Source organism: Leptothoe sp. ISB3NOV94-8A (assembly GCF_043421595.1).
GTDB classification, from domain to species: domain Bacteria; phylum Cyanobacteriota; class Cyanobacteriia; order Phormidesmidales; family Phormidesmidaceae; genus Leptothoe; species Leptothoe turfae.
In genome coordinates this window covers 4820875-4839189 of record NZ_JAXSQW010000001.1, presented here as the reverse complement: position 1 = coordinate 4839189, position 18315 = coordinate 4820875, and the positions used below count along the sequence as shown (strand labels likewise).

The following is an 18315-nucleotide window of genomic DNA, read 5'->3' as shown; positions in this document are numbered from 1 at the left end:
ACAGACAGTGCCAGTCACACTTGGGTAAAACCTCAAATTGTCAGAAATCAAGGGCTCAGCCAGACAACATCTTGCTTGGGAATACTTAAGGTGACAAGCACCCAATTCACGCCTTCAAGACTTTCAAATTAAGCCTAGTTGATGATTGCCGCTCAAGATCAAAACAATGTTTTGCTGCTCTGAATTCTGAGCCTGTTCCTTACGTACACTTTCGCCAAAATTATGTCCCTATTATGAGGTAATCCTTGCTGTACGTAAGTATCCCTAGGACAGTTTTTAGAATTTGTAATGACTGTCCCCAAGAATCATAGGGAGGCCTTAAGATTTAAGAGATCAACGGATATTTTTCAGGTTTTTTGCCGATGCAAACTTGTCAGACTTGTCCTGAATCTATAGAACAATCAAAACTGATTGAAATCTCCAACAATTGAAATCTCAAACAGTCAAAACCGATATAAGTCTGAGTCAAGTGCCTGTTCTCTCGAATTATCCTGGCATTGCCCTAGCTTTTCTGCTGCCGTCGGGCCTGCTGCTGTGAACTGAGACTATTTCTTTCCCAGAAGTAGCCACCAGCATATCCTTGAATATTACGTTGTGTGTTTGCTATTTCCAATCGTTTTTCAGCGATGCAGGCATAATCCTCATCCAGTTCGATCCCAACATAGCGACGGTCCAGTTTCTTTGCGACGACTGATGTTGTCCCTGAGCCTAGAAAGGGATCAAACACCATGTCCCCAGGTTGACTACTGGCCAAAATAAGTTTCGCTATCAGCTTTTCTGGCTTTTGGGTTGGGTGATCAGTATTTTCAGGCATTGACCAGAATGGAATAGAAATATCTGTCCATAGGTTAGAGGGGTGGGTAATGCGAATTTTGCCCTGCCCTGTAGTTTGCCAATCCTTGGGATTGCCGTTGCGATCGCGATATGGAGCTAGTACCCGACGTTTCAGCTTAACGGCCTCAACATCAAACCAATAGTCTTCGGATAAGGTGCCAAACCAGATATCCTCCGATGAATTTTTCCAATTTTGTTTGGATCCCCGTCCCTTCTCCCGTTCCCAGGTGATACGGCTACGCACAATAAAGTAACGCGAGAAAACACTGTACACCGCAGGTGATGATTGCCAATCACAGCAAATATAAGCAGAGGCATCCGGCTTGAGCAATCTGATCAGCTGTGACATCCAGCTATCTAACCAGGTTTCGTAATCCTGTAGGGAACGATGAGCAAATGTGGACTGATTAAAAACCTTGGAGCGATTGTAGGGCGGATCAACAATTAACAGATTGACAAAATTATTGGGCAATAGAGGCAAGGCTGTGAAGGCATCTTGCCAGATAGTAATATTTTCAAATGGCAGGTTTGCTATGGGTTTGGTGAGGTTAACGAGCTGCTGACGATATCTGCGATGATCCTCTGCGCTTAAGACCAACGTACGATTATTGGGCGCTCGTTTCTTGTCACCATTCATCCGTTTGCAATTTGCATCTACAGCAGCATAGCAAGTGTTTGTCGGTTGGATATTCGGTAGACGGGAGCAAAGCGATTAGTATGGAACAATACTCCGGTTAATCGATTTCCCTTCTTCCCATGTTTGAAGCCCTCTCAGAACGATTTGAATCCGCCTGGAAGACCCTGCGCGGTCAAGATAAAATCTCTGATTCCAATATCAAAGAGGCACTGCGGGAAGTTAGACGTGCATTATTAGAGGCCGATGTCAGCTTTAACGTTGTCAAAGACTTTGTAGTTGATGTTCAAGAGAAAGCTCAAGGTGCTGAAGTTGTTTCTGGTGTTGCTCCAGACCAGCAGTTTATCAAGATTGTCTACGATGAACTAGTTGCCTTGATGGGGGACGCCAATGAGCCCCTAGCTGATGTTGAAAGTAAGCCTACCGTGGTGCTCATGGCAGGTTTACAAGGAACCGGTAAAACCACTGCATCGGCTAAATTAGCCCTTCATCTGCGTAAGCAAGAACGTTCAGCCATGCTGGTGGCTACAGATGTTTATCGTCCAGCCGCCGTCGATCAGTTAATCACCCTGGGTAAGCAAATCAAGGTACCCGTTTTCGAAATGGGTACAGACGCAAATCCTGTTGATATTGCCAAAGCGGGGATCGCCAAAGCCCAAGAAGACGGTGTCGACACAGTGATCGTGGATACTGCTGGGCGATTACAGATTGACCAGGACATGATGGCTGAGCTGGAGCAAATAAAAACAGCCATTAGTCCTGATGAAGTACTGCTGGTAGTAGATGCCATGACGGGCCAGGAAGCAGCCACCCTGACCCAAACATTTCACGAACAAATTGGCATCACGGGCGCAATCCTCACCAAAATGGATGGTGACTCCCGCGGTGGTGCAGCTCTGTCGATTCGCCAGATTTCAGGCAAACCAATTAAATTCATCGGCATCGGTGAAAAGGTAGAAGCGCTTCAGCCCTTTTATCCTGACCGCATGGCTTCTCGCATTTTGGGTATGGGAGATGTTCTCACCTTAGTCGAGAAGGCCCAAGAAGAAGTCGATATTGCAGATGCAGAGAAGCTTCAGGCCAAAATCTTAGAGGCACGGTTTGATTTTAATGACTTTCTCAAGCAAACCCGCTTGATGAAAAATATGGGTTCCTTAAGCGGGATCATGAAATTGATTCCGGGGATGTCCAACAAATTATCGGCAGACCAACTGCAACAGGGAGAAACCCAGCTCCGCCGCTGTGAGTCCATGATTAATTCCATGACTAAGCAGGAGCGGGAAGACCCTGATCTGCTGGCTAACTCTCCTGGTCGTCGTCGCCGAATTGCTAAAGGCTCTGGCTACAACGATAAAGATGTCAGTAAGCTAGTCAGCGATTTCCAAAAAATGCGCTCCATGATGAAACAAATGGGGCAAGGGGGCATGGGCGGTTTCCCTGGCATGGGTGGTATGCCGGGTATGGGTGGTATGCCGGGTATGGGGGGCGGCATGCCCGGCATGGGTGGTATGCCGGGTGGTGGTCGACCTGGTTTTCGTGGCTACAACGCAGGATCTAAAAAGGGTAAGAAAAAGAAAAAGAAAAAAGGCTTTGGCACTCTTTAGAAATTGCATAAAGAGTATGTTGGCGGGCTTAGGGAGGTCACCTAGCTGGGAAAGCTAATCAACATACGTTGAAATCACAATGGGATCTATGAAAAACCGCATTGCTTTGGGGCTATTGGTTCTAGGTGTTAGTTGGCCGAGCATTTTATCTACTGGCCCCGGCTATGGGTTACCTGGGGACTCTGTCAATGAAGTGAAAACCTGGATGCAAGGACACCCCACGCTGCGGGCCAATAGCCGTGAGGGTTTAAGAGTTCATCGGGCTGATATTCCCTCCCGGCGGTTTACATTTCAGGCCAGTGTTTTTCCTATAGGTGGTTTTCAACGCCCTGAAAACAATGCTGTTTGGTCCTCAGCCAACAGACGGCGAGACTTAAGTACCGTACGTCGTGAAGAATTTATTTTGGTGGATTACGATGAGCCGGTAACCATTGCCCGATTAGAAGAGTCCCTGCGAACCCTTTATGGGCCAGATACCTACGCTGACTATCGTCGTGCCCCGTCCGTTTATAATTACACCTCCGAGACTAACACCATTCAAGGCGAAGTCCGCTTGGGTAATAATTATGCCTATTGGGTTGAAGTGACTCCCGATATCCATGGTGTGATTACCACCGGCAGACTCAATGTGATTTTGTCTGAAGATGTTGACCGTTTGCAAAACTATCTGCAGCGACAGTTATCTGTTCAGTAGAGAACGGTTCAGTGTGAGTCCTATTTTGTTGAGTTCCTTTTTAATACTGCGCTTTGCCATGAAAAAAGGGCTAATGAGGCTAGCCGTGTATAGAGTGAGCTCACAGGATGCAACATCATCGTAAATAACCTCTTGGCGATAGCGGAGGCAGTGGCGTAGTATCTTGCGGATATCATTCATCACATACAGGCACAGCATAGTTGGGCGCTGCCATGGTGAGGTGCTCAGCATGCGAGTCCGATAGCGACTGAGACCGATCCCACGACATAGTTTTTGCAAGTATTGTCGCGTCAATCGAGAACTAGGAATTTGATGCTGTAAACGCATTTGGGGGTTGTACCAGATTTCCCAGCCTGCTCGCTGAATGTGCAAAATCGATTCGGTATCTTCTCCAGTCAGCATGCTGGTACCTGTACGGCCTGTGAGGACAAGTTCTTCGGGTACATTTTCTAGCCATGCCTGCCGTCTAACCACCATTCCAGCTGATGGTGGAATTACTTTCTGTTGTGGAACATACATCAGTGGTTCCGAACCACGTTCAGTCAGGGCGAGTAGGGCAGCTATCCGCTCAAAATTTTTAGGGGGCTTCGTTTCAAAACTTCCTCGAATACGGCTGGCAATGACCCCAGCTTCTGGGTGCTTTTTGGCAAAACGATAGGCCGAGCTCAGCCAGGTCATATCAGGTAAGGTATCGTCATCTAGAAAACCAATTAGTGGACTAGTGGCGATTTTGATGGCCTTTTGCCGTGCATAGGCAGCCCCTTGCTTCGACTCAAATGCATAACGTAGTGGTGCTTTCTGGTCCCATTGCTGTTGATACTTTTGGACGATATCGGCAGTATTGTCTGTACTGTTGTTATCAACAATAATGATTTCCCAGCTAAGGTCATGGGCATTTAACTGCCAGCGTAATGACTCCAACACAGGAGCTAAGCGCTGAGCTCCGTTATAGGTGGGAATAGCAATGGAAAAATCGAGACCGACTTTTTCAGGGAAGAAGCGACTGAAGATAGGTCGTAATCCCACTAGGCGATCAACATGTTCCAAAACATTAGTCATTTAATCAAGAACCTAGAGAAGAGCGGCATTGCATTGCCCTAATTGCCTCAGGTCGAAATTAAGGTCAGCAAATGTTGCTTTCAGCATTCCCCTCAATGAGTTTGAAGTTGCAAATTATACCTGTATGTTTCTGTATGAGCATGTACTTATTATGTTGATGCAGCTTAGGTTATGACTGCTTTTAGGACAATGAGTACCTGGATTAGTTGGCTGCTACTTATGGAAACTCAGATGTATTAATTAGCACTTGGTTGGGTATTCTTGGCTTTGGTACAGGCTTAGGGATAAGTGCTGTAGACCTTGCCATCAGGCGATCCCCGTTGACAGTCCAAAGTCGGTTAGCTATATTGTTTGGCCACACCATAGGTTGACTCACCATGAAAGCATCTGACTGGCTAGAAAACCTACCTGATAGATTAATCGCGGCTAGAAAGCTCGTATTTCCAACCATGACTGATGCTGCTAATGCACTTGGTGTTAGCAAACAAGCTCTGGAACAACGCGAGCGTAAACGTTATAAGGGCGCAAAGATAGAAACCTTGATCACGATGCTGAAACTGCTGGAAGAACAAGCTATTATTAGCCCTCCTACTGAACGTGGTCAGACTCTGGATTGACTATGTAAATATGTCTTGTCGCGTAAATGCCAGCTACAGGTTGAAAGTAGCGTCTTTTCCCAACCAAACTTCTATTGACTATCAAGCAACTTGCCGGTTGAAGCAGTAAATAGCTGGCTTTCTAGGCTGCTTTGTAAAGAGTAATTGTTACAGTTCGTCAAAAGTTCGTCTGTTCTAGAACATTGAATAACCTTCTATGAAGTATTGAAGGTCTGTTTAGGGAAATCTATTGGAGCAACTGTAGTGAAAGAATAGGCGGACATACTGCCACTTATTTCACATTATATTAACCATTTATAACAAAACAGCCCCCGGTGTTCTATGAACTGGGGGTTATTTATTGGAGCGATTCTAAAGTATCAACGGACCCTACTGGATTCGAACCAGTGACCGACCGCTTAGAAGGCGGTTGCTCTATCCACTGAGCTAAGGGTCCTCAACATAACGCAACAGGCTGTACTAGGATAGCTGACATTGACCGTTAATTTCAGGGCAAGATGCAGCCTGATCACTAAGTTTAGGCGATCTTAGCCAAAATCTATCATCGCTATGAATTACCTAGAATTTTTGCTGTGTCATTGCAGAATGGCGAACTGGGTACGCTGGGGTCACAAAATGGTTTTAATCAACGGTTTTTCTACTATCGTATTTCTACTATCGTAGTGAGTTAAGTTCATCTTACCCACAGTACAGAAAAGCAAATTGACAGGCTAATGGTTTACTTGCTCAAGCTAGTAGCGTGGGCTCCTCGGGTTAGCATTTATCAGTGGCACCATGTTCATCTTAAAGCGCCAGGATGTAGAAATCGGTAGTTTTCAGCATCCGTCTAAAGAGCAAAAGATTCCAATCTTGTCTTATCAAGGGCAGACATTTCGCTTGCTGAGTGTGTTTAATGCTGCCCAGGAAGAAGAGGCTCGTATCCTCTGGCGAGATCTAACGGATAACCGAGGTAAGGCTTGTGTCCTGCTTGAAGAGCCTGAACGTTTTAGTGTGTGGGGCAAGATTCAGCTTGAGCAGGTGTCAGGAGAAAGCGCTGCGGCTGAGACTACAACTGCCAATGGCGTCAGTGCTGTATTTGTGAAAGCGGGTGTGCTGATCATTCAGGCAATGCATGAAGATATCGAAGATTTAATGGGGGGCAAGCAGGCCAAGCGTTTTGCAGGAGACTTGGCAGACATTGGTGAGCAAATGCGTTTGCCTCAAATGACATCCGCTGAATTAGTGGCCGGGCTGCTAAAACTAGATCCCTTTTCTGCCTCATTGCCACCATGGCAGACTAATCATCTCAATACCATATTCAAAGAACTGCATCGTATTGGTAGAAACTATTTTGGGCGTTCTAACTTTACGGAGCGTGCCTTAGAAGCTTTAGATGACCTATCACCCACAGAACGGGATGCTTTTTTGACTTGGCTGAAACAGTTATCTAGTGGCCAACTTTGGCAGTCTTGAAAATGCCTGATTCTGGATTCATTTGGCGTTTCTTTTTTTTGCGAACCGGTATTTTTGATTAGCATTGCGGGTATGCTTGCGGATGCGCAAAACAAGTTCCTGATTCAACTTGATGGTTACCATTGGATGGTTTCAATCGCTGTAATCATGTGGGTTAAATCATATGAGTTAAACCGTGGGAGGATTCTTTATAAGAACCCCTCATCACTAACGTATAGTTACTTACTCGTTGTGGTTAGTCATACATGGGATAAAGTTTTGTCCCAGTGCTAGGTGGGTCAACAAAATAGCCTACGGCATTATCTTTGGTGTTATCTCATTAGGGAGTAGAGCATTGACTCAGTCCTCCAAGGCTTCTCCAACCAACTCAGCCCAGTCTACTTTGATGCTTTGCCTTGGTTGGGGCATTGTGTCTATCCTTTTCTTCTTACTTTTTGGAGCGTTGGCACCCGGAGAAGATTCGCGGCCAGACTGGTTTTTAATCTCAATTAGTTTTTTAGAGATTTTTGCATTTCTGTTAGCAGCTCTCCTATGCTTTCGTAATTCTGGCAGTTCGCAGATTATCAGTGGGCGTACTGTCTGGCTGTGGTTAGGCATTGGTATGTTGGCCTATGTAGCGGGTAATATCTTCTTTTTCCTATGGGGTACAGTTTGGGGGTTAGATCCGTCGGTATCTTTGGGAGATGGATTTTATTTTATTAGCTATGTTGCCATGGTGGTTGGCATGTTGCTGGCGGCGTTGCCCCGACGGATTGATTTGACTGTGTCGCAATGGAGCATGATTTTTGCCATTGGTGCAGTGGGTGTTGTCCTTGCCTGTGTTTTGAACTACGGTCTACCGTTTGCGACAGCCCAGCTATCGCCACAGCCAGTAATGGCTGCTGAGATCCAGTTAACTCAAGCACCACCGGAATCTGAGCCAGTTGTAGAACCTGTGGAAGAGGCGGCTGAACCTGTGGAAGAGGTCGTGGAATCTGAGCCTAACGAGGTTGACGAAATAGTGGCTGGAATGGTGCCTGCTCCCGGATGGGCGCAGGCCTTAGATGCCACCCTTGAGCAGTTTGCTGATCCCGTGGCACTCATGTATGTTGTAGCCGATTGCTTTTTGGTGGTGATTGCGGCTACCCTATTAGTCGCGTTTTGGGGTGGGCGTTTTTCGCAATCGTGGAGATTAATTGCGATCGCAACCTTCTGTCTATACATTGCCGATATGGCCTTCGCTGCTGCTGGGGATAATTACATTGAAGGCGCTTGGTGGGAGACCTTTTGGACCTTATCCGCGCTTTTCTTTGCAGCGGGAGCGGCCATTGAATATGACGTTTCTAAACGGTCACGTCGGGGATCGCGTCGTCGCGCATGACATCAGGCCTAAACCTGGCATACTAGAAAAACATTTTTAACCTACCCTTTGGGCTGTTGCTAGTATGGCACCGCGAAAACTGTCTGACGCCGATAAGCAAGACGTAATTGAAATCTATCGGCAACCGGGAGAAACAACCTCGACCATTGCCAAGCGCTATGGTGTCAGTACCAGTACAATTAGTCGCATTCTGAAAACACAGCTGCCCGAAGACGAATATCGGGCACTGATTTCTCAGAAGCGTTCGGCACCTGCTGAGAAGCCGGCAGTTTCCCCTCCACAGCCGGTTAAAGATGAAAAAACGACTACACCTGAAAAGCCGGTGCGTCGTGCTCGTAAACGTTCAAGGATCGTAGAGGCTAGTCCTTCCCAGGCTGAAGAAGATGGCCAACTAGAGCTTCTGGCTGCTTCTGAAGAGGTAAATGACACTGCAGATGAGAGGTCTTCTTCGGCACAAGATGACGTGTCAGCTGTGGCTACTGAGTTGCTTGAGCACTCTTCGGATCATGACGATGATGATTTGGGCGAGGATCTAGATGATTTAGATGATTTAGATGAAGATCTAGATGATTTGGACGAGGATGAGCTCGATGGTGAATTTGACGATGATGACAGCATTGACAATGATGCTTCTCTTCTAGGAAATTCTGTCGAAATTATGCCTATTGCGGATGCAGTCTTTCCACGCACCTGCTACTTGGTAGTGGATCGTCTATCTGAATTAATTACGCATCCCCTTAATGAATTTGCCGAACTTGGTACAATCCCTGTCGATCAAGCATCAGCTCTGACGCTGCCGATTTTTGATAACCATCGTGTGGCGCGAAGATTTTCACGGCGAAATCAGCGGGTCATCAAGGTACCTGATGGTCAGCTAATCACTAAAGCGACGTCCTATCTTCAGGCAAAGGGAATTACCCATTTGCTAATTGATGGCAATATCTATTCTCTGTTGGGCTAGGGATATTGGGATGATGTAGTGGCGTTCCGTGGAACGCCACTACATCCGTGATTACACCTACAAATCAAAATTGAATCCCGTTTTTTGGCGCTCCATATATTTAGCCTGGTCAAACTGATAGAGCTGCGCTGCGCGGTGGGTCACATTGGTTTCTTTTTCGTCTAGAGGTATGAGGATATTCAGTTTAAGCAACTTTTTACGAAAGTTACGCTTATCAAATGGGCGAGCTAGGACAATTTCGTAAAGTCTCTGGAGCTGGGTCAGGGTGAACTTTTTGGGCAGCAACTCAAACCCAATGGGCCGATGACAGATGCTGGCTTGTAGGGTTGCGATCGCATCCTGCACAATTTTTTCATGGTCGAATGCTAATGACGGCAGCTGCTCCATTGGCCACCAGCGAGCCTGCTTAGCATCAGTTGCCGCTTTAATCTGATAACTCCAAAGATTGACCAGGGCATAGAACGCCACAGTAACTGTATGTCCCCTAGGGTCTCTATGGGGTTGGCCGTAGGCTTTTAGCTGTTCTAAGAAGAGACCACTAATGCCACTCTCTTCCTGGAGTTCACGACGGGCAGCCTGTTCTAACGCCTCGTCTAACTGTACAAAACCACCGGGGAGAGCCCACTGTTCGACAAACGGTGGCAGCCGTCGTTGAATCAGTAGCACTTGCAAAGAATTTGTTGGATCCAGACCAAAAACTACACAGTCTACTGTGACCGCTGGTCGAGGATAATCATAGCTATAGGTCATGGGTTGCAGTTGACGTTTCAGAACGCCTTGGTTATAACCAAACTACACCTTAGTGTAAAAAGTACACAATTAAGCTTTTCTGCTACTTTTCCCTATGCTCGGCGCAATCACAGGCGACATTATTGGCTCTGTCTACGAGTTTGACGGCCACAAGACCAAGGATTTTCCTTTATTTACAGACGAAAGTATTTTTACTGATGACACGATTCTGACGGTGGCTGTGGCTTCAGTGTTGCTCCATGGTGGCACCTATACTGAAGCTTTCAAGCGTTATTACCAGCTTTATCCCAATCCCTGTGGTGGCTATGGTGCACGCTTTCAGGCTTGGGCAGCAGCAGCAGATAGTCAGCCTTATAACAGCTGGGGCAATGGAGCCGCTATGCGCGTGAGCCCAGTGGCCTATGTCCACCAAGATTTAGCAAGTGTTCTACAGACGGCAGAGCAGACGGCCATTGTGACCCACAACCACCCTGAAGGTATTAAGGGGGCCCAAGCTACGGCTGCGGCTATTTTTTTAGCTCGTCAGGGTGAGTCGAAGGCCGCTATTAAAGCGTATGTGGAAACTAAATTTGGCTATGACCTGAGTCGTAGCCTTGAGAAAATTCGACCTGCCTACCGGTTTAATGAGTCCTGCCAGGAAACGGTACCTGAGGCCATCATTGCCTTTCTGGAGTCCACAAGTTTTACAGATGCAATCCGTAATGCAGTTTCCCTGGGGGGAGATGCCGATACCCTAACTTGTATCACCGGGAGTATTGCTGAAGCCTTTTATGGAGAAGTGCCGGGGGCAATTGTCGATCGTGTTTGGGGCTTGCTGCCGGATGATTTAAAGACTGTGATTGTACAGTTTAAGGCCAACTATATGCCCGTACTCAAAGCATAACCGCCTAAGAAATACCCTGGAGAAATAAGCACTATGTCCCATTCCGTGCCAATTCCTGAGTTTTTCGCCCCGAATCGTGTGGGTGATGTGTGGCGTGTGCCCTATGAAGAGCGTGCGGTTCAGGCTCAAGCTTGGGCTCAAAGCCACGGTATTAAACCTGCAGACACCGATCGCCCAAGGCTGTGTCTGTTGGCAATCGATGTGCAAAATACCTTTTGTATTCCTGGGTTTGAGCTATTTGTAGGTGGTGCTTCAGGGCAGGGGGCTGTGGATGACACTCGCCGTTTGTGTGAGTTTATCTATCGTAATTTGGGCCAAATCACAGAAATTGTGCCCACGATGGATACCCATCGGGCCATACAAATTTTTCATGCCGCTTTCTGGGTGGATGCGGAGGGGCAGATGCCTGCTCCGATGACCATGGTGAATCTAGACGATGTGCAGAGTGGTCGATGGCGGGTAAATCCGGCAATTGTCCCGAGTCTGAATACGTCTCTCGAACAGCTAGAGGCCTTTGCTCTGCATTATGTAAAACGACTCAGCGATGATGGTAAATACCCGTTAACGGTGTGGCCTTACCATTCCATGCTGGGAGGGATTGGCCATAGTCTAGTCTCTGCGTTTGAAGAGGCTTGCTTCTTCCATAATTTGGCCCGGCAGTGTCAAACACGATTTGAGCTGAAAGGTAACAATCCATTAACGGAAAATTATTCGGCGCTGCGGCCAGAGGTGTTGGATGATCCCAAGGGTCAGCCAGTGGCGAAAAAAAATCAGGTGCTGATTCAGCATTTGTTGACATTTGATGCGGTTGCGATCGCCGGCCAAGCCAAAAGCCATTGCGTCGCTTGGACTATTGACGATCTGCTGAATGAAATTCAGCAAGTGGATGCTTCTTTGGCCCAGAAAATATATTTGCTCGAAGACTGTAGTTCACCCGTGGTAGTGCCTGATATTGTAGACTTTTCAGACGCTGCGGATGCTGCCTATCAAAAATTTGCTGCTGCTGGTATGAATATTATTCAGTCAACTAGCAATATCTCTAGTTGGTGGTCCAGCAGCTAGATTGTCGGTAAAGATGAATGCATTCCATGGATTTTCTCATTGCTTTCTTGAGATAACTCAATATTGAGATAGATATTTATTAGTGATAGCTTAAAAATACTTAGATCTGAACGTTTATTGATGTTGCTAATTATTATTAGACTCTCTTCAGAAGACGGTTCGTTGTTTGTTAGTCAGTATTGTAGAGTTACAGACTATTAACTCGATGGGGTCGTTAATCAATTTTCTAGATGAAAATTAGAGCTTTGTGGAGAGTAGTCAATATCGGGAGCCTTTAATGGATATAATTGGCTGGAAGCCTTTTAATTTAAGGGCTCTTTTGTTTAATTTATTTATCAAAATTATTTAATAAAGATGATTTAGTGAGCTAAGAAGCATGTTTTTGTCTCTTCCTATTACCTGCCATAAAACTTAGCTACTTATCAAAATGTGGCAAAAATATCATTATTCTGCCACCTCTTGAATAATTCAATTACAGTGAAGTTAACGTGGTTAACTTGATGGTGACTTCACAAGTTTTTTGAAGTATTGAGCTGGTGCTGTTCACGTTAATACGTTGTTTTATCTATCGTCAAAGCCATTTAATCAGGCCCCTGTTATGCATTGCCCTTGTTGTCAGACGTCCACTTTAAAACGCATTCGATTAGATGAGTATTTGGCAGCTCATGCCTGTGAAACCTGTGAGGGGCAATGGGTCTCTTCCTATGACTATTGGCATTGGCTAGAGTGGCAACCAAGTAGTGGAAAAATCAAGCAATGTGACTCTCCAGAGTTAAAAGAGTCGGTTGTCGATAATCGTCGCGCGTCTTTCTGCCCTGAATGTAATCATTTGATGCGACGTGCCAAGGTTGGTCATGGTCTGAAATTTTATCTAGACCGGTGCTCCCACTGCGGCGGTCATTGGTTTGACAAAGGGGAGTGGGAAATCTTGCAAGCCCATAATATACATGACAAGGTGCATCTGGTATTTTCAGAGCCTTGGCAGTCCCAGCTCCGCCAGGCAGAATTTAATCGTGTTTTAGAAGAAACCTACCGTAATGCCCTGGGAGATGACGACTATACTCAGGCATTGACGATCAGAGCTTGGCTTGAGCAGCATCCCCATCGAGACTACATCTTATCTGTCCTGAACCACCTACCCCCTGCTACGGATGAATCGCGTTACATCCCTGTACAAAAGCCATTGCCTCAGAATCCCGTGCCTAAGGCGCAGGCAAATCATTGCCCTGTAACCTATGGGCATGGAGGGCTATCTCAGAACTGTGACTATCCCAAACCGGCGAAGTAATTGCTTTAAGCCTCAAGCTATCTCAGTTATTTTCATAGGTAGTAAGCGTCAGCACCTGAGGTGGTGTAGCGTCGGGGGGATATAAAAATTGAACTTCTACGGAACGTTCTTCTCCAGGCTCTAGGGTTAGCTCTACTAGGGGTGAACCTAATTGTCCTCGCCGTTGCACCAGATGAATGTAGTCAGCTCGCCGCTCACCCTGGTCGTTTGTGTATAGAAACAAAACGGTCCCGCGAAAGAAAATGCGCGAGTCGTGGGCAGTCAAAAAGGTGAGTGCGTTTTTGATAGTTTCGTTTTGTAGTGGGGTTTGGACAGATAGGGCAACAGTTTTTGGCTGATCTGTGGGGTTATGAAGCGGCAGGGTTAAATCGTATTCAGTGCCATAGTTACCATGGGCTCGATATGCTGTATCGCTATAACGTCTAAGCATTCGGGCGCTTTGGATTTGGCCTGTACCGAAGGTGTTGTGATCAACGGTGCTAATGGCATAGGAAATTTGTTTGCCCGTTTCGGGAATTTTGAGCCTTGATGAGCGTCGATCGCTCAGGCGAGCTTGCCAACTGGAACCCTGGCTGACACCGGCCACTCGGCCATATATAAAAGGGTTGGCCTGACGACCGGGACGTGTAGGCTTGAGGTCTCGAGGAGTGGCAAGATTACCATTAATAAGAACCTGCAACCATTCATCTGTCGTAGGGACCCGCTCACCCCCACTTTCCGTTAGGGGAGCGAGCATTGTGAGGCTGGCTGCATACACCGGACCATCGCTAGACAGGCGCAGCAGTGTGGACCTGGCATTGCTGCGATTACCGTTGAGGTTGCTAGGCAGCGGTGGCAATAGCTCGCTACCAGCTGGGACACTACCATCAGTCGCTACCGATAACCTCCGTACCGGCAACGGTGCATTCAGAAGCAGGTAGCTTGCTTGGGGAGGGATGACGACATCATTGGGCCAAAATGATTGGCGACGATCTCGCAGGATTTCATTCATCAGGCGGCTGCCTGGTCCTGAGAATTGATTGCTAGCTAAGTTAAATTCCACATCATTACGACCATGCCAAGGGGCTTCTTGGCTAAGGTAGCTGGCGGCCTCGCGAAATTTGAGGGTGACAGGTCGGCGACTGGGGTTATGCAGCAGAATTCCTAAGTATCGGGTGCGAGTGTCACTATCGTCTCGAGCCCTGACAACATGGTGGTCAAAAATATCAAAACGTCCCTCAAAGGCATAATCCAAGTGTGCTGATGGTTCAGCCTTACCTTGAGAGGGAAAGGTGGATAGAAGAATTCCTTCAGATTCAATGAGTTCGGGGCTATTGCTGTTAAAAACAGGCACATTATCCAGTCTCCCCGGTAAAGGGCGAACTTCCTGGATTTGTGGAATGATCTCTGGAGCCCTGTTTTGAGCAATTGCTCTGTGGTTAGAGAAGTCTGTTGCTGAAACGTCGATTGTTTGGTCTGAGGAGGTTTCCAATTGCTGCTCTAACATCAATGGTGAAGATAATGGAGCAGCTAAAAGCGCAATTAAAAACGGCAATAGACCCATGGAACTAACAGTTACTCAAATTTCTACGGCAACAGTCGCATGACTGTCGCCTAACCTACCATTCAAGCGGTAGCTGATGTGACTGACTGTGCCGTTCAGGTGACTGGTTCCTGGAGCTTGTTAGCATCCTTTAGGTTTGATCAAGGTTTGAATTTTTCCGGCAGTTAATTGCTCCACATGGGATAGCACTATGGATGCCCCTGCTTCTTTTAGGGTATGGCTATAGCGATTTCGGTAGCCGGTGTCCGTTTGTACGTGAGGAGGTAATACCCCTACTCCTAGCCAGACGCGCTCAGGGAATTCCGCTTTAGCAGCCTCGATAGTGGCCATGTCAGCCACCGTATCTCCGGCATATAAAACCGGTAGTCCGGCAGGGGTGCTTTTTTCTAATTGCTCCACAGTCATGTAGAGTCCTGTAGGATCTGGTTTACTCGGAGCATCTGCCATGGCAATGAGTATGGGCTGCACTAAGCCAATCCGTTGTTGCAAGATGTAGTTGGCTGAGCCTCGAGTTGCCCCACTAAAAAAAGCAGAGGGTACGCCACCGCTGGCTAGCTTAGTCAGATAGTCAACAGTCATTAGAATGGGTTCTTGAGTGATATAGCCCGTCCATTGACTCGGATCGTCACCAGAACCCCGGTAGCGTTCTTGAAAATACTCCACAACAGCATCATAGTCACTGCTGTACGTCTGTCCTGAGGCTAGACCGTGGCGATGGATGAGTTCTTGGGACGCTTTCCAGTCGTTGTTCCAGACGCCTTCGCTTTTGAGCTGGTCAATATCTATGGGGCTAGGTCGATAGTGCCCTTGTGTAAAATGCTCCACTGTATCTGCAATGGCTCGACGATATGAACCACTGACGTCACGAACAACGCCATCGATATCAAATACAGCTAGGGCGATAGGGATAGACATTTTTTACGTAGAAGAGACTAATTTCGATGTGCTTAAAACAGCAAATGCGATAGAATTATAGACCGTGTAGTTTTGAAGCCAAGAGGCGTACAGCGGAGGTTTGCATTGTCTCGATTTATCTTAAAGGTTCTCTGGCTCGACAAAGATGTGGCTCTTGCCGTAGATCAAGTAGTGGGCAAGGGATCGAGTCCGCTGACCTCTTACTTTTTCTGGCCTCGTAATGATGCATGGGACCAGATGAAGCTAGAGCTTGAATCCAAAACTTGGATTGCTGAAGAAGAGCGTATCGATCTTTTGAACCAGGCAACAGAGATTATTAATTACTGGCAAGAGGGTGGAAAAGCTCAGTCTATGCAAAAAGCAGCTGAGAAATTTCCTGACGTAGCTTTTACTGGTAGTTCATGATTTAGGTTTAGTCCATCGTAATTTCTCAAAGAACCGACCCGCCCATTGAGCGAGTCGGTTCTTTATGGTTGATCGACTATTTCTGCAAGAAAAGAACTGGGAGACATCAAGGTCTCCCAGTTCTTTTCTTGTGTAGTCTTCAGTGTCTAGGCGCTGCTCGTCGACTAGATGCTGCCGCCAGCAGCTTGAACACGAGCCCGTGCTCTCTTCAAAGACTTTCTTGCCTGGATAACGGCTTGCTTATCGTCGGAAGAAATGCTATCGGCTTTTGACTTTGCAGAGGTATATTCTGCTTCAGCTTCGGATAGGTCAATGCCTTCACCGCGCTCGGCACCGTTTACCAAGATGGTAACTTCGTTGTTTTCCACTTCGGCAAAACCGCCCATTAGTGCGATCGCAACCCAATCCTTGTCAGCCCGTACCCTTAATACGCCGATATCAAGAGCTGTCAGCAGCGGAGCGTGACCACTCAAAATACCCAATTGACCAGTCGTGCTAGGTAGCACGACCTCTTCTGCCTCAGCATCCCAGACAGTTTTGTCGGGAGCTACCACACGAACTGCTAATGACATAAAACTCAAGAAGTAAAAATGAATTGTGAATCGTGAACTGTGAGTAGTGAGTCGTAAGACCTGAAGATCTTCTTTGACTCACTCAGAGCTAACTGGTTTAACCACTCACTACCCTTAGACAAGCTCAGGGCAAACTCGCAACTCACCACTCACAAAGCTGTAATCTGTGCCACAAGAAATAAGCGATTGCTTAGCTCTCAGCCTTCATCTTTTCAGCAGTCTCAATTACTTCATCAATGCCACCCTTGAGGTAGAAAGCCTGCTCAGGAATATCATCCAGCTCACCAGAGAGAATCATGTTGAAGCCCTTAATGGTGTCCTCAAGACTAACGTACTTACCAGCCAGACCAGTAAAGATTTCCGCTACAAAGAAAGGTTGAGAAAGAAACTTCTCAATCTTACGAGCGCGGGCAACCGCGAGACGATCATCTTCAGAAAGCTCATCTAGACCCAAAATGGCAATGATGTCCTGTAGTTCCTTATAACGCTGCAGGATAGATTGAACTGCACGAGCAGTTGTGTAGTGCTCACCACCAACAACGTCAGGCTGGAGCATAGTGGATGTAGAATCCAGAGGATCCACAGCGGGATAGATACCCTTAGAAGCCAATGCACGAGAAAGTACAGTGGTCGCATCCAAGTGAGCAAATGTAGTTGCAGGTGCAGGATCAGTCAGGTCGTCCGCAGGAACGTAAACTGCTTGAATAGAAGTAATAGAACCCTCCAGAGTAGAGGTAATGCGCTCCTGAAGGTCACCCATATCAGTACCCAGAGTGGGCTGGTAACCTACCGCAGAAGGCATACGACCTAGCAGGGCAGATACCTCAGAACCGGCCTGTACAAAACGGAAGATGTTATCGACGAACAGTAGAACATCCTGTTTATTAACATCACGGAAGTACTCAGCCATCGTTAGCGCAGACAACGCCACACGCATACGAGCACCAGGGGGTTCATTCATCTGGCCGTACACTAGAGCAACTTTGGACTGCCCCAGGTCATCAGCGTTAATTACACCAGAATCAATAAATTCGTTGTACAGGTCGTTTCCTTCTCGAGTACGCTCACCTACACCAGCGAACACAGAAACACCACCGTGCTGTAGAGCGATGTTATTGATCAGCTCCTGAATCAATACGGTTTTACCCACACCAGCACCACCAAAGAGGCCGGTCTTACCACCCTTACGATAAGGTGCTAAGAGATCAATAACTTTAATACCCGTTTCAAATACTGAGGGCTTTGTCTCCAATTCAGTTAGCTTGGGAGCAGCTCGGTGAATGGGCAGTGTGGTGGACATATCCACATCACCCTTCTCATCCACGGGCTCACCAAGAACGTTAAAGATGCGACCCAACGTGGGAGGGCCAACAGGTACGTTGATAGGTGCACCCAAGTCAGTGACCTCCATTCCCCGTACCAATCCGTCGGTAGAACGCATCGCTACGGCTCTTACCTGGCTGTCTCCTAGTAGCTGCTGTACCTCACAAGTAACAGAAACAGCCTGACCAGCGGGGTTAGTGCCTTCAATCTTGAGGGCGTTATAAATGCTGGGCAGCTCGCCAGCGGGGAACTTAACGTCTACAACAGGGCCAATAATCTGAGTGATATAGCCAGTATTTGTTTTCTCTGCAGTGGTGACCATGCTTGCGCCTTATCCTAAGGGTATTAGCTACTGCGGC

17 protein-coding genes and 1 tRNA gene are annotated in these 18315 nt (G+C 47.0%); 10 read left to right on the top strand and 8 right to left on the bottom strand.

Annotation, left to right across the window (positions count from 1 at the left end; translation table 11 throughout):
• Positions 1 to 502: 502 nt before the first annotated feature.
• Positions 503 to 1471, bottom strand: a complete 969-nt coding sequence (locus tag SPB21_RS20615; RefSeq protein WP_163662551.1) for a DNA-methyltransferase — start codon at positions 1469 to 1471, stop codon at positions 503 to 505.
• A gap of 119 nt (positions 1472 to 1590) precedes the next feature.
• Between SPB21_RS20615 and ffh the strand changes: the two genes are divergently transcribed.
• Positions 1591 to 3072 carry a signal recognition particle protein gene (gene ffh, locus SPB21_RS20610; protein WP_163662549.1) on the top strand — a complete coding sequence of 494 codons (1482 nt, stop codon included), beginning with the start codon at positions 1591 to 1593 and terminating at the stop codon, positions 3070 to 3072.
• Between the two features lie 79 nt (positions 3073 to 3151).
• Positions 3152 to 3766 (top strand): hypothetical protein, encoded by a 615-nt coding sequence (locus tag SPB21_RS20605; protein ID WP_499867612.1) that lies wholly within the window; start codon positions 3152 to 3154, stop codon positions 3764 to 3766.
• Here the strand turns inward: SPB21_RS20605 and hpsE are convergent.
• On the bottom strand, positions 3752 to 4825 hold the full coding sequence (gene hpsE / locus SPB21_RS20600) for a hormogonium polysaccharide biosynthesis glycosyltransferase HpsE (RefSeq protein WP_163662546.1): 1074 nt from the start codon (positions 4823 to 4825) through the stop codon (positions 3752 to 3754). The two genes, SPB21_RS20605 and hpsE, sit on opposite strands and share 15 nt — an antisense overlap.
• A 377-nt stretch (positions 4826 to 5202) precedes the next feature.
• Between hpsE and SPB21_RS20595 the strand changes: the two genes are divergently transcribed.
• A complete protein-coding gene (locus SPB21_RS20595; protein WP_006516289.1) occupies positions 5203 to 5442 on the top strand; it encodes a hypothetical protein in 240 nt (79 codons plus the stop codon).
• A gap of 363 nt (positions 5443 to 5805) precedes the next feature.
• Here SPB21_RS20595 and SPB21_RS20590 read toward each other — a convergent pair.
• Positions 5806 to 5878: transfer RNA gene (locus SPB21_RS20590), tRNA-Arg, on the bottom strand.
• Positions 5879 to 6216: 338 nt separating this feature from the next.
• Here SPB21_RS20590 and SPB21_RS20585 point away from each other — a divergent pair.
• From SPB21_RS20585 to SPB21_RS20575, 3 genes are all read left to right on the top strand, one after another.
• On the top strand, positions 6217 to 6894 hold the full coding sequence (locus tag SPB21_RS20585) for an Npun_F0813 family protein (protein ID WP_163662544.1): 678 nt from the start codon (positions 6217 to 6219) through the stop codon (positions 6892 to 6894).
• A 334-nt stretch (positions 6895 to 7228) separates the two neighbouring features.
• On the top strand, positions 7229 to 8254 hold the full coding sequence (locus tag SPB21_RS20580) for a hypothetical protein (RefSeq protein WP_163662542.1): 1026 nt from the start codon (positions 7229 to 7231) through the stop codon (positions 8252 to 8254).
• Positions 8255 to 8318: 64 nt separating this feature from the next.
• Complete coding sequence (locus SPB21_RS20575) at positions 8319 to 9215, top strand: helix-turn-helix domain-containing protein (protein WP_163662540.1); 897 nt, start codon at positions 8319 to 8321, stop codon at positions 9213 to 9215.
• A 57-nt stretch (positions 9216 to 9272) separates the two neighbouring features.
• Here SPB21_RS20575 and SPB21_RS20570 read toward each other — a convergent pair whose 3' ends face one another.
• On the bottom strand, positions 9273 to 9965 hold the full coding sequence (locus SPB21_RS20570) for an NUDIX hydrolase (RefSeq protein ID WP_163662538.1): 693 nt from the start codon (positions 9963 to 9965) through the stop codon (positions 9273 to 9275).
• 94 nt (positions 9966 to 10059) lie between these two features.
• Between SPB21_RS20570 and SPB21_RS20565 the strand changes: the two genes are divergently transcribed.
• The 3 genes from SPB21_RS20565 (at position 10060) to SPB21_RS20555 (ending at position 13198) form a co-directional block, all read left to right on the top strand.
• Positions 10060 to 10848, top strand: a complete 789-nt coding sequence (locus SPB21_RS20565; protein ID WP_163662536.1) for an ADP-ribosylglycohydrolase family protein — start codon at positions 10060 to 10062, stop codon at positions 10846 to 10848.
• A gap of 33 nt (positions 10849 to 10881) precedes the next feature.
• The gene (locus SPB21_RS20560; RefSeq protein WP_499867611.1) at positions 10882 to 11910 is read left to right on the top strand and encodes a cysteine hydrolase family protein; all 1029 of its coding nucleotides are present in this window, start codon (positions 10882 to 10884) and stop codon (positions 11908 to 11910) included.
• Positions 11911 to 12508: 598 nt separating this feature from the next.
• Positions 12509 to 13198, top strand: a complete 690-nt coding sequence (locus SPB21_RS20555; RefSeq protein WP_499060478.1) for a zf-TFIIB domain-containing protein — start codon at positions 12509 to 12511, stop codon at positions 13196 to 13198.
• Between the two features lie 22 nt (positions 13199 to 13220).
• On the opposite strand, the gene SPB21_RS20550 is transcribed toward SPB21_RS20555, so the two are convergent.
• Positions 13221 to 14741 (bottom strand): DUF3370 domain-containing protein, encoded by a 1521-nt coding sequence (locus SPB21_RS20550; protein ID WP_499867610.1) that lies wholly within the window; start codon positions 14739 to 14741, stop codon positions 13221 to 13223.
• 120 nt (positions 14742 to 14861) lie between these two features.
• Positions 14862 to 15656 (bottom strand): TIGR01548 family HAD-type hydrolase, encoded by a 795-nt coding sequence (locus tag SPB21_RS20545; protein WP_499867609.1) that lies wholly within the window; start codon positions 15654 to 15656, stop codon positions 14862 to 14864.
• Positions 15657 to 15728: 72 nt separating this feature from the next.
• On the opposite strand from SPB21_RS20545, the gene SPB21_RS20540 reads away from it, so the two are divergent.
• Positions 15729 to 16061, top strand: coding sequence for a 30S ribosomal protein PSRP-3 (locus SPB21_RS20540; protein WP_163662528.1), 333 nt, complete (start codon positions 15729 to 15731; stop codon positions 16059 to 16061).
• Between the two features lie 164 nt (positions 16062 to 16225).
• On the opposite strand, the gene atpC is transcribed toward SPB21_RS20540, so the two are convergent.
• Complete coding sequence (atpC, locus tag SPB21_RS20535) at positions 16226 to 16633, bottom strand: ATP synthase F1 subunit epsilon (protein ID WP_006516278.1); 408 nt, start codon at positions 16631 to 16633, stop codon at positions 16226 to 16228.
• A gap of 190 nt (positions 16634 to 16823) precedes the next feature.
• Positions 16824 to 18278: a F0F1 ATP synthase subunit beta gene (gene atpD, locus SPB21_RS20530; RefSeq protein ID WP_163662526.1), complete on the bottom strand. Its 1455-nt coding sequence runs from the start codon at positions 18276 to 18278 to the stop codon at positions 16824 to 16826.
• Between the last annotated feature and the right edge of the window lie 37 nt (positions 18279 to 18315).